Genomic DNA, 394 nt, shown 5'->3' on the forward strand with positions numbered 1-394 from the left:
TGGCGGTTGTGCAATCCATTGTCAGGATTGCAGTATTAGCCAGCTCTGCATCCCGTTTACTTTAAACGAGCATGAGCTTGATCAACTCGATAATATTATCGAGCGTAAAAAGCCCATCCAAAAAGGTCAAACCTTGTTTAAAGCAGGTGATGAGCTGAAATCACTTTATGCCATACGTTCCGGTACAATTAAAAGTTATACCATTACGGAAGAAGGCGACGAACAAATAACAGGATTTCATCTTGCTGGTGATTTGGTTGGCTTTGACGCCATTATTAATACTGAACACCCAAGTTTCGCACAAGCTTTAGAAACGTCTATGGTTTGTGAAATTCCATTCGAAACTTTGGATGACCTGTCAGGCAAAATGCCTAACTTACGTCAACAAATGATG

1 pseudogene is annotated in these 394 nt (G+C 40.6%); it reads left to right on the top strand.

The annotated features are described in order from the left end of the window. Positions 1 to 394 (top strand): annotated as a pseudogene (gene fnr, locus EVJ33_RS15840) (fumarate/nitrate reduction transcriptional regulator Fnr); the annotation flags it as partial.

Origin of the sequence: Exiguobacterium sp. SL-10 (genome assembly GCF_004337025.1) — a bacterium.
Classification (GTDB): Bacteria; Bacillota; Bacilli; order Exiguobacteriales; family Exiguobacteriaceae; genus Exiguobacterium.